Origin of the sequence: Micromonospora sp. NPDC049799 (assembly GCF_040656655.1) — a bacterium.
In the GTDB taxonomy this organism is placed as follows: Bacteria; Actinomycetota; Actinomycetes; order Mycobacteriales; family Micromonosporaceae; genus Micromonospora.
This window is the reverse complement of record NZ_JBFAMU010000141.1, coordinates 1-11,046: the sequence shown is the minus strand read 5'-3', so window position 1 is coordinate 11,046 and position 11,046 is coordinate 1. Positions and strand designations below refer to the sequence as shown.

The following is an 11,046-nucleotide window of genomic DNA, read 5'->3' as shown; positions in this document are numbered from 1 at the left end:
GTGGGGGGTGGGGGGTGGGGGTGGGGTCAGGTTAGGGGGCGGAGTTTGGCGCGGAGGGCGGCGCGGGCCAGGGGGCCCAGGTCGTCGACCACCTCGACCAGGACGGCCAGCCGTTCCAGGGCGTCGAACGCGTCCCGCGCGCCGGCGTTGTCGACGCCCTCGAAGAGTTCCAGGCCGACGAAGGCGGCGGAGATCGCACGGGCCAGCCCGGCCGGGTCGGTGACCGGGGCGAGCGGGGAGTCGCGCAGCAGCCGCCGCAGCACCGTCTCGATCTCCGCCGTCCAGAGCCGCAGCGCCGACGCCGTGGGCTCGGCGAGCCGCTGGTCGGTCTGGGCGCCGGCCAGCATCTGGGCCAGCACCGCCACGTTCCCCTCGGCGCGCTCCTGCTCGTGCAGCGTGCGCCCGAGGTCGAGCAGTTCGCGCAGCGAGCGTACGTCCGCGAAGCGTTCGCGGTAGACGGCGACGCGGGCGGCGGTCGCGCTGCGGCACGCCTCGGTGAGCAGGTCGTCGACGCTGCCGAAGTGGTAGAAGACCAGGGCCTGGTTGACCCCGGCGGCGGCGGCGATGGTCCGGGCCGACACCCCGGCGATGCCGTGGGCCCGGATCGCGGCGAGCGCGCCGTCGATCAGCTTGTCGCGGGTGGCGGCCATGCGGGTCCCTTCAGTCATTCCCGAGGATTCTCCCGCAGCGGTCGTACGGCGGCGGGCACCGGTGCCCGGTCCGGGCACAGGTACCGGAGGGTGAAGCTGCCGGTGTAGCCGAACAGCGGCCCGAACCGGTGGTTGGTGACCGCCACCCGGATGCCGAAGCGGCCGGTGCCCTCGTCGTACCACTCCCGCAGGCGGGCCTCGCCGGTCAGCATCGCGGGACAGCGCAGGCCGCCCCGGGAGCGGTAGACGCCGCTGCGGACGGTGAGCGCGCCGGTGACGTCGACGCCGAGGTGCAGGTCCACGGCGAGATGCTGGTGGGTGCCGAGGTAGTCGACCAGGACGCCGCGCTGCTCGCTCCACACCATCGTGGCGTCGAAGCGGCGGCGGCGGTGCGGGGACACCTGGAAGGTGCGGACGAAGGTGAGGGTGGGCCGGCCGTACGAGTCGGTGTAGGCGTAGTTCTCGATGGTGAACGGCACGTGCTCCCCGGTCTCCGGGAACAGGACGTGCCGCAGGGTGCCCAGGTGCAGGAACGGGGCGGTGAACGCGGCGCCCCGCCACACGCGCTCCATCACGCCGGTGCCCACGCACCCGACGTGGGTGGCGCCGTCGACGCCGAAGCGGCGCTGCAGTTCCGGGTGCAGCCGGTCGAAGTCGGCGCCGAGGGCGCGACGGAACACCGAGGTCACAGCTTCTCCAACAGCGCGGGGGGACGGGCGGCGAGACGGTCCGGCGGGCGGCGCCGGCAGCGGCGGGCGGCCGGGGTGTGCGGGTGTGGCGGCAGCACCACCACGACGAGCGAGGCGGCGAGGACCGTGACGGCGGCCGGCATGCGACCGGCCCCGCCGGCCAGCAGGCCGACGGACACCACCCCGAGCAGGCGTACGGCGACCTCCCGGACCGCGTTGCGCCGGGCGCGCTCGGGCGGTACACCGTGCTCCAGCCAGAGCCGGAGCCGGTCGAACGACCAGGCGGTTGCCCAGCCGAACGCGGGACGGAAGGCGAGGTCGACCAGGCGGCCCAGCGGTCCCCACCGGGGGGTGTAGGTGTAGCCGGTCAGGAACCGCACCCCGGCCGGGCCGGGCACGTAGCGCCAGTAACCCGAGCCCACGGCGATCAGCGAGCGCGGGTCGTCCGAGCCGAAGCGCAGCGCGGAGGTGCGGGTGCCGTCCGGGCGGGACCGCTCCCCGACGTGCACGCCCCAGCCGCCGACCGACACCCCGGGAACCACCGTCGTCGCGTACCGGAACCGGGCCGGCGTGCTGCCGGGGACCGGGTCGATCCGGCCGAAGCGGGCGTCCCACCGACGGTGGGCCCCGGGGTCCTGCGTCGCTCGCCAGACATGCTCCACCGGTGCGTCGACACGTGTCTCGACATAGATGGCGCGCATGCCGGCCCCCGTTCTTGAGCGATCGCTCAAGAGGGAGGTTAGCGGTATTTGAGCGACTGCTCAAGAGTGGGGTCAGGCGGATAGGGCGGCGAGGCGGCGACGCAGGTGGGCGGCCTGGGGAACGCTGACGTCCAGGGCCAGCGCGGCCCGGTACGCGGACGCCGCCTCGCCGCCCCGACCCAGGCGGTGCAGCAGCTCGGCCCGGGAGGCGTGCCACCACGGGTATCCGGCCAGCCCCTCGATCGCGTCGACCACGGCCAGTCCCACCGCCGGCCCGTCCCGCTCGGCCACGGCCACCGCGCGGTTCAGCCGGACCACGGGGGTGTCGTGGACGGTGAGCAGCACGTCGTACCAGGAGACCACCGCGTCCCACGGTGTCCGGTTGTACGTCGGGGCGAGCGCGTGGCAGGCGGCGATGGCGGCCTGGACCGCGTACCGGTCGGGACGGTCGGGGCTGCGGCGCAGCGCCCGCCCGACCAGCTCGACCCCGGCGACGATCGCGGCCCGGTCCCAGCGGGACCGGTCCTGCTCGGCCAGCAGCAGCGGCCCGCCGTAGGCGTCGACGCGCGCGGCCCGGCGGGAGTCCTGCAACATCAGCAGCGCCAGCAGGCCGAGCACGGTCGGCTCGTCCGGCATCAGCTCCGCCAGCAGCCGGGCCAGGCGCAGCGCCTCGTCGGTCAGGCCGGTCCGGACCAGGTCGTCGCCGGCTCCGGCGGCGTAGCCCTCGTTGAAGATCAGGTAGACGGTCGCGGCGACACCGGTCAGCCGGTCCGGCAGCTCCTCGGCGGCCGGCACCCGGTACGGGATCTCAGCCCGGGCGATCTTCTGCCGCGCCCGCGTCAGCCGCTTGGCCATCGTCGCCTCCGGTACCAGCAGGCCGCGGGCGACCTCCGCCGTGGAGAGCCCGGCGAGCGTCCGCAGGGCGAGCGCCACCTGGGCGTCCACCGACAGGGCCGGGTGGCAGCACGTGAAGACCAGGCGGAGCAGGTCGTCCCGCACCACCTCGGGCGGCTCGGGGTCGGGATCGAGCAGGGACACGGCCTCGGCCTCCTTCCCGGCGCGGAGGGCCTCCCGGCGGAGCAGGTCGATCGCCCGCCGCTTCGCCACGACCAGCAGCCAGGCGCGCGGAGTGGCGGGGATCCCGTCGCGCGGCCAGGACTCCAGGGCGCGCACCACCGCGTCGCCGACGGCGTCCTCGGCCAGGTCGATGCTGCCCACCACCCGGATCAGCGTGGCGAGGATGCGGGTCCGTTCCTCCCGCAGCACGCGGGCCACGGCGTCGACCGGCATCGACCCGGTCCCGACGGGAACCGTCGCGTCCGGTGGGGCGGGAGCCCAGCCGGAGCCGGGCCCCGCCGCGCGGGTCGTCACCGAACCGTCACGTCGAGATGACGGGGCGGATCTCCACCGCGCCGTTCCAGGCCGCCGGCATCGTCGCGGCCACGGCCACGGCCTCGTCCAGGTCCGCGCACTCCAACAGGTAGAAGCCGGTGAGGGCCTCCTTGGTCTCGGCGTACGGGCCGTCGCTGGTGAGCACGTCGCCGCCCTTGCCGCCGGACACCCGGACGGTGGTGGCGGTGGTGGTCGGGTAGAGCGCCGATCCGCCCCGGATCACGGCCTGGGCGGCCTGGCCGAACTCCCGGTACTCGGCCATCTCGTCCGCGTGCTCCGGGTTGGTCCAGTCGACGTCGGCGGTGTAGGTCAGCGCGATGTAGGTGGGCATGGTCCGCTCCTCGCGTCCGGGCCGGCGCTGCGCACCGGTTCCAGGTGTCCGAGCCGGCGCTGTTCGCCGGCTCCACCATGGGGACGATCGGGGGACCGTCCGGCGGGACACCGCGGAGGAGATTTTTCTCAGGCCGCGACGAGGGTCGGCAGGTGCCGCTCGACCACCGGCAGCGCGTCGGCGACGGTGACCGGCCGGCCCAGCTCGGCGGTGAGCGAGGTGACGCCGGCGTCGCGGATGCCGCAGGGCACGATCCGGTCGAAGTGCGCGAGGTCGCAGTCGCAGTTGAGGGAGAAGCCGTGCAGGGTGACGCCCCGGGCGACGCGGATGCCGATGGCGGCCACCTTGCGGGCCGGGCCCCGGTCGTCCTCGGGCACCCACACGCCGCTGCGCCCCTCGACGCGGCCGGCGGTCAGCCCGAACTCGGCGCACACGTCGATCAGCAGCTGCTCGGTGCGCCGGACGTAGGCGACCACGTCGACGGGGTCGGGCAGCCGCAGGATCGGGTAGCCGACCAGCTGACCCGGGCCGTGCCAGGTGATCTTGCCGCCCCGGTCCACGTCCACGACGGGCGTGCCGTCCATCGGGCGGTCCCACGGCTCGGTGCGCTTGCCGGCGGTGTAGACGCTCGGGTGCTCCAGCAGCAGCACCGTGTCCCCGCGCTCGCCGGCCACCACGGACTCGTGCAGCCGGCGCTGCTCGTCCCAGGCGGCCTGGTAGTCGAGGACACCGGCGCGGACGGCCGTCAGGCCGGAGGTCGTGGCGGTCACGCTGCAAGCCTAGACCCGTACCGGCCGGTCACCCCTGCTCACGACTGCGGTACCCGCCACACCCACACGTCCTCGACCCGCTGCGGCTCGCCGAACAGGACGGTGGCGGTACGCCGGATCGCGTCCTCGTCGACCGGCCACTTGGCCCCGTGCACCTCGTCGGCGAGCACCAGCGTCTCGATCCGCCAGTGGCGCACGTCCTCCCGGACCACGGTGACCGTGCCGGCGGTGATGATGGGCACCAGGCCGGTCCGGCCGGCCTGGTCCATCAGGTCGCTCAGCAGCCGGCGCGGCGGGCCGATCTGGCCCCGGCCGTCCGGGCCGCCGGGGCCGAGGAAGAACCCGGCCGGGATGGTGAACTCGCCCTGCTGGTGCGCGAGGGCGTACGCCTGCCAGCGCTGCCCGTCCGGGTACACGTCCAGGGTCAGGGGCAGCGGGGTGAGCACGCCGCCCGGGGAGACGTACTCCGTCCAGGTGCCGGAGGTGATGAACCTCGGGATCGGCTCGCGCTCGACGGTCAGCAGCGGCATCGGCAGCAGCGGCAGCAGCGCCGCCGCGAATCCCGCGCCCCACGCCAGCCGCGCGGGCCGCCGCCGGGGTGGGTCGGCGCGGAGCTGGTCCACCGCGTACGCCAGCAGCACCCCGATGACCGGTGCCACCACGAGGGCCAGCCGGGCGGGCAGGGCGGCGTTCACCACCGGCAGTTGCCCGAGCAGGTCGAAGGGCAGCGGCAGGTCGACCCGGCGGCCCTCGACCTTCGCCACCGGCCCGAAGGAGAGCACCGCGAAGGTCACCGCGACGACGCCCAACGCCCACAGGGTGGCCCGGCGGCCGGGCGCGGCCCTCCGCCACAGCAGCACGAAGCAGGCGACCGTCAGCACCAGCAGCGGGTAGCCGAAGAACGAGTTCTCCTCGGTCGGATTCGGGGCGAGTGGGGTCCCCAGCCCGGCCTCGCCGGCGAGGGACCGGCTCGGAAACGCCCCGTACGCGGCGACGTCCTCGGAGTGGATCACGGCGTCGAAGCCGGTGCCGTGGAAGCGCTGCGGGCCGGCGAAGTGCAGCCACAGCGGGTACGCCAGCAGCACGCCGGCGGTCACGGCGGTCACCGCGAGCCCGCCCAGGAAGCCGGGCAGCACCGCCCGCGCCTCATCCCGGGTGGCCGGGTGCAGCGCCCACACGGCGACGAAGACGCCGAGCGCCAGGGCGGTGAAGAAGAGTCCCTCGGCCGCGATGGAGAACGCGACCGCGACCAGCACGCCGAGGATCACCCCGTCGCGCAGCCGGTGTTCCGGGCGGCGCAACGCGAACACGCGCCAGATCAGCAGCGGCACCAGCCAGCCGGCGGTCCAGTTCAGGTGGGCGTTGGCGTGCGAGACCATGCCGGGGGAGAAGCCGATGAACAGCCCGCCCACCCCGGCGGCGAGCCCGCCCAGGCCGAACTGCCGGGAGAGCAGCCAGTACCAGGCCAGCGCGGTGGCGGCGAGGTTGAGGGTGAGGATCACCAGAAAGGTGGCCGGCGGCCCGATCAGGTACGTCAGCGGCGCGAAGACCACCGCGTACACGGTGATCGAGGTGTTGACCGCGAGGTTGACCCCGTCCGGGACGTTGATCAGGTACGTGAAGAGCGGGTTCTCCCCGTGGGTGAGCGCATGGCCGCCGAACGCCAGCAGCCACTCGAAGAGCGCCTGGTCGCTGGAGTTGACCGTGATGGCGCGGCCGTTCGGGTCCCGCCACAGGCCGCTCGTCACCCAGACGGCCAGGGCCAGCGCGACCAGCACCACGACCAGGTCGGCCCGGCGGTCGCGGACGGCACGGGGCACGGAGGCCGGCGAGGGAGCCAGGGACGGGGAGGTCGGCACGCAGCGGACGTTACCAACCGGATCTGGACACGCCCGCCAGACGTGCAAGGAAGGGCCCCCCGGTTAACGCCTCGCGTTGTAGAAGGACCCCCGCTCAACCCGCCGGACCCGCACGCACACCTCGACAACGACGAATGTGTGACCGTGGCCCATGTCACATGACTGACACGCGGACGTAACGTCGCGGCAATTCGCGGGTGACCCAGTTCACAATCCCCGACAGGAGGCCCCCGTGCGCCGCAACCCCACCATCTTCGCCCGGCTGGCCGGCGCGGCAGCCGGGCTCGTCCTGGCCGCCGCGGCGGTCGTCGCCGTGTCCGCCCCCGCCCAGGCCGCCAGCCTGACCCAGGTCACCGGGTTCGGTTCGAACCCCGGCAACCTTTCCCTGTACGCCTACCGCCCCGACAACCTGCCGGCCAACGCCCCCGCCGTGGTGCTCCTGCACGGCTGCACCCAGAACGGCCCCGGCTACTTCAACGGCACCGGCTGGCAGAAGTACGCCGACCAGTGGAAGTTCACCGTCCTCGTCGCCCAGCAGTCCAGCGCCAACCAGGGCAACTCCTGCTTCAACTGGTTCGTCGAGGGCGACATCAAGCGCGGCCAGGGCGAGGCGCTGTCGATCAAGCAGATGGTCGACTACGCCAAGAACAACTACGGCACCGACGCGGGACGTGTCTTCGTCAGCGGGCTCTCCGCCGGCGGGGCGATGAGCGCGGTCATGCTCGCCACCTACCCGGACGTCTTCCGCGCCGGCTCGGTCATCGCCGGGCTGCCGTACCGTTGCTCGCCGCCGGCCACGACCACCACCTGCCAGTACAGCGGGGTGGACAAGACCCCGGCCGCCTGGGGGGACCTGGTACGCAACGCCTACCCCGGCTACGCCGGCCCGTACCCCCGGGTCTCGATCTGGCACGGCACGTCGGACTACGTCGTGGTGCCCGCCAACGCCACCGAACTGCGCGACCAGTGGACCAACGTCCGGGGCGTGTCGCAGACCCCCACCAGCACCGCGTCGCTGCCCGCCAGCACCAGCCTGGAGGTGTACGGCAACAACGACGTGCGGCTTTACCGCGTCTCCGGGATGGGCCACGGCACGCCGGTCGACCCGGGTTCGGCGCAGGACCAGTGCGGCACCGCCGGGGCGTACATCCTGGACACCATCTGCTCGACGTACTACGACGCGGTCTTCTTCGGCCTGAACGGCGGCGGCACCAACCCCACCCCGACGCCGACCACCAGCCCGACGCCCACCCCGACCGCGTCGCCGACCCCCACCCCGACGACCAGCCCCACGTGCGTCACCGCCAGCAACTACGCGCACGTCACCGCCGGCCGCGCGTACGCCTCCGGCGGCTACGCGTACGCCAAGGGCTCCAACCAGCGGATGGGCCTCTACAACACCTTCTACACCAGCACCCTCAAGCAGACCGGCCCCGGCTACTGGGTGATCGGCTGCTGACCCATCACACCGACCCGGCGCGGCGTCCCAGCGTCGGGTGCTGTCAAGAAGGGCCCCCTGCTCTACGCCAGGCGTTACCAGGGGGCCCTTCCCTACTCCGTCAGGGCGGCGTGCAGGGCGCTGGACAGGTCGGGGTGGCGGTAGGCGAAGCGGGCCCTCGTCAGCACGCCCGGCAGCACCCGGGTGCTCGCGAGGGCGTCCTGCGCGAAGCCACCGAGCGCCACCCTCAACGCCAGGGCCGGGATCGGAATGACCGCCGGCCGGTGCAGCTGTCGAGCCAGTTCCCTGGTGAACTCGGCGTTGGTCACCGGCGTCGGGCCCACCATATTGACCGGGCCGGCCAGGTCGTCCCGGTCGAGCAGGAACCGGGTCGCGTCCAGCCAGTCGGTCATCGAGATCCAGGGCAGCCACTGCCGGCCGCTGCCGAGCCGCCCGGCGATGCCCAGCCGGAACGGCAGGAGCTGCGGCTTGAGCAGCCCGCCGTCGCGGTGCAGGGGCAGGCCGGTGCGCAGCCGCACCACCCGTACGCCCGCGTCCTCGGCCGGCCGGGTCGCGGCCTCCCACACCCGGCACACGTCGGCGAGGAAACCCTCGCCCGCCGGGGCGTCCTCCTCGACCGACCGGTCACCGGTGTCGCCGTACCAACCCACCGCTGAGGAGTTCAGCAGCACCGTCGGCCGGTCGGCGGCCGGCAGGCCCGCGATCGTGACCGCCAACGTGGTGGTGGTGTCGACCCGGCTGGTCCGGATGAGCTGCTTGTACTCGTCGGTCCACCGCTTGTCGCCGACACCCGCGCCGGCCAGGTTGACCACGGCGTCGGCCTCGGTGACCACCGCCGGGTCGAGCTGACCGGCGGACGGGTTCCACTGCCGTTCGTCGGGAGTGCGCGGCGTCCGCCGGACCAGCCGGACGACCTGGTGCCCGTCCGCGGTGAGCCGGTCGACCAGCCGGGTGCCGAGGAAGCCGGACGCGCCGGCCATGAGGATCCGCATGCCCCTATCTTCGGCCACCCGGCCGGATTTGGATGCGGTGCGCGGCATGAGCACCCACCTGTCGCCATACGTCCGGCGGTCGGCGGCGGTCGGCCGGTGGCGGCGGTGGGTAGGGCCGAGTCTCCTCAGGGCGCGGCCGGACGCCCGTTCCGAACGCCCCTCGCCGGGCGTCGGGGCGCCGCCGGCGGGCACCCTCGCGCGGTCAGGCCGTCGCCGGGGCGGCGCGCAGGTCGGCGAGGAGTGTCTCCACCTCGGCGAAGGCCGCCTCCGGCAGCGGACCGTACGCCAGCGTGCCGACGTTCTCCTCCGCCTGGGCCACCGTGCGGCAGCCGGGGATCGGCAGCGTCCGCGGGCTGCGCGCCAGCAGCCAACCGAGCGCGCCCTGGGCGAGGGTACGCCCGTCGGCGGTGAGGACCTCGCGGACCCGCGCCACCCGGTCGGCCCACTCGGCGTCCGGCACGCCGTCGGTGAACCAGGGCAGCCACTCGGGGGCCACCGCGCGCACGTCGTCACGGCCCCGGGCCGCCGGAGAGCCCTGGTACCGGTCGGTGAGCAGGCCCATGGCCAGCGGTCCCCGGTTGAGGCTGGCCAGGTCGAACTCGTCGCAGACGGCGAGCATCGCCGCGTTGTCCCTCAGCACCGACTGGTCGTGCTGGATCGCGGCGCAGTGCCGTCCCGCTGCCGCGAACGCCCGCGCCGACTCCGGGTCGTCGGTGCTCCAGCCGTACGCCCGGATGCTGCCCTCGGCGACCAGGTCCTCCAAGGTGTCGACCAGGTCGAGCGCCTGCGGCGCCGGCAGCGCGTTGACGTGCAGCTGGTACAGGTCGACGTGGTCGGTGCCGAGCCGGCGCAGCGAACCCTCCAGGCTCCGCCGCGCGTACTCGGGGCTGGCGTCCGTGCCGGTGGCCTGACGGGTGGCCTCGTCGGTCGGGTAGCCGAACTTGGTGGCGATCACCACCCGGTCGCGGCGACCCGCCAGGGCGCGGCCGAGGACCCGCTCACTGTGCCCCGCGCCGTAGTTGCTGGACGTGTCGAAGAGGGTCACCCCCAGGTCGAGCGCCCGGTGGATGGTGCGCACCGACTCGTCGTCGTCGACCTCGCCCCAGCCGAGCGGCTGGTCACCCTCCCAGAACGGTCCGCCGATCGCCCAGCAACCCATGCCGAGCGCGCTGACCTCGATGCCGCTGCGTCCCAGTGTCCGTGTCGTCCTCATGCGTACAGCCTTCAGCCTGGAGTGCGCTCCAGGTCAAGCACTAGCCTGCGGACATGTACGCACCCTCCGAGGCCGCCCGGCGCAGCGGCTTCAGCCTCGACACCCTGCGCTACTACGAGAAGATCGGGCTGCTCGGCGCGGTCGACCGCACGCCCGGCGGGCAGCGCGTCTTCACCGACGACGACCTGGGCTGGCTGGTGCTGTTCCGCTGCCTGCGGGACACCGGCATGCCGATCGCCGAGATGCGCCGGTACGCCGAACTGGCCCGGGAGGGCGAGCACACCAGCGCCGACCGCCGGGCCCTGCTGGAACGGCACGCCGCCCGGGTGGAGGAGCAGATGCGCCTGCTCGAGCGCCAGTACGACCACCTCCGGGAGAAGATCCGCTTCTACGAGCGGCTCGCCTGAGCGTCCGCCGCGAGGCGGCCGAGGACCGGGGTGAGCGGATCGAGCGCGTCACGGCGTACGACGAAACGGGTGATGCCCCAGCGGCGTTCGTGCGCGGCGACGGCCGCGACGATCTCGTCCTCGGTGCCGATCAGCACGTACGGCGTGGCGAGCAGTTCCTCCACCGTCAGGCCGGTGTCCCGGGCGGTGGATGCGGCGGCGGCCTCGGCGTCGTCGGTGACCACCACCTGCTGCACCAGGGCCTCCAGCACGGGCGGGGTGGCCCGGCCCGCCGCGCCCGCCGCCACCTGCGCCACCTGCGCCTCTGTGTCGGCCTCCCGCCAGCGGACCTCGTGGGCGTACCCGTCGGGGAGCGTGCGCCCGAGACCGGCGAGCCCGACGACGTCGGCGTGGGCGCCCGCCCACCGCAGCAGTCGGGAGTTCGCGGTGCCGATGGTCAGCGGGATCCGGGCCTGGACGGGCCGGGGCCGGTCCAGCCGTGCGCCGCGCATGACCAGGTCCGGCGTGTCGACGGTGACCTCCTCGCCGTCGAGCAGGGCGCGCACGGCCTCGGCCACGGCCACGCACCGGCGTACGCGGCCCG

The 11,046-nt window shown here is 74.0% G+C and carries 11 protein-coding genes and 1 pseudogene; 2 read left to right on the top strand and 10 right to left on the bottom strand.

What is annotated here, in order from left to right:
* Positions 1–26 precede the first annotated feature (26 nt).
* From AB0I76_RS13525 to AB0I76_RS13495, 7 genes are all read right to left on the bottom strand, one after another.
* Complete coding sequence (locus tag AB0I76_RS13525) at positions 27–650, bottom strand: TetR family transcriptional regulator (protein ID WP_357034252.1); 624 nt, start codon at positions 648–650, stop codon at positions 27–29.
* A 14-nt stretch (positions 651–664) separates the two neighbouring features.
* Positions 665–1,339, bottom strand: a complete 675-nt coding sequence (locus AB0I76_RS13520; protein WP_357034250.1) for a DUF4166 domain-containing protein — start codon at positions 1,337–1,339, stop codon at positions 665–667.
* Positions 1,336–2,040, bottom strand: coding sequence for an SRPBCC family protein (locus AB0I76_RS13515; RefSeq protein ID WP_357034248.1), 705 nt, complete (start codon positions 2,038–2,040; stop codon positions 1,336–1,338). Before AB0I76_RS13515 ends, AB0I76_RS13520 begins: the two co-directional genes overlap by 4 nt.
* 72 nt (positions 2,041–2,112) lie before the next feature.
* Positions 2,113–3,330, bottom strand: a complete 1,218-nt coding sequence (locus tag AB0I76_RS13510; RefSeq protein WP_357034246.1) for a sigma-70 family RNA polymerase sigma factor — start codon at positions 3,328–3,330, stop codon at positions 2,113–2,115.
* An 88-nt stretch (positions 3,331–3,418) separates the two neighbouring features.
* Complete coding sequence (locus tag AB0I76_RS13505; RefSeq protein ID WP_357034244.1) at positions 3,419–3,763, bottom strand: YciI family protein; 345 nt, start codon at positions 3,761–3,763, stop codon at positions 3,419–3,421.
* 128 nt (positions 3,764–3,891) lie between these two features.
* Positions 3,892–4,533, bottom strand: a complete 642-nt coding sequence (gene lipB / locus AB0I76_RS13500; protein ID WP_357034242.1) for a lipoyl(octanoyl) transferase LipB — start codon at positions 4,531–4,533, stop codon at positions 3,892–3,894.
* Positions 4,534–4,571: 38 nt separating this feature from the next.
* Entirely contained in the window at positions 4,572–6,392 is a 1,821-nt protein-coding gene (locus AB0I76_RS13495) for a DUF2079 domain-containing protein (protein WP_357034240.1), read from the bottom strand.
* 232 nt (positions 6,393–6,624) lie between these two features.
* On the opposite strand from AB0I76_RS13495, the gene AB0I76_RS13490 reads away from it, so the two are divergent.
* On the top strand, positions 6,625–7,851 hold the full coding sequence (locus AB0I76_RS13490; RefSeq protein WP_357034238.1) for a PHB depolymerase family esterase: 1,227 nt from the start codon (positions 6,625–6,627) through the stop codon (positions 7,849–7,851).
* Between the two features lie 92 nt (positions 7,852–7,943).
* On the opposite strand, the gene AB0I76_RS13485 is transcribed toward AB0I76_RS13490, so the two are convergent.
* Together AB0I76_RS13485 and AB0I76_RS13480 are read right to left on the bottom strand one after the other, a co-directional pair.
* Complete coding sequence (locus AB0I76_RS13485) at positions 7,944–8,843, bottom strand: TIGR01777 family oxidoreductase (protein WP_357034236.1); 900 nt, start codon at positions 8,841–8,843, stop codon at positions 7,944–7,946.
* Positions 8,844–9,045: 202 nt separating this feature from the next.
* A complete protein-coding gene (locus AB0I76_RS13480) occupies positions 9,046–10,056 on the bottom strand; it encodes an aldo/keto reductase (protein WP_357034234.1) in 1,011 nt (336 codons plus the stop codon).
* A gap of 53 nt (positions 10,057–10,109) precedes the next feature.
* On the opposite strand from AB0I76_RS13480, the gene AB0I76_RS13475 reads away from it, so the two are divergent.
* Entirely contained in the window at positions 10,110–10,463 is a 354-nt protein-coding gene (locus AB0I76_RS13475) for a MerR family transcriptional regulator (protein WP_357034232.1), read from the top strand.
* Here the strand turns inward: AB0I76_RS13475 and AB0I76_RS13470 are convergent.
* Positions 10,445–11,046: pseudogene (locus tag AB0I76_RS13470) on the bottom strand (F420-dependent oxidoreductase); the annotation flags it as partial. The gene AB0I76_RS13475 and the pseudogene AB0I76_RS13470 overlap by 19 nt on opposite strands.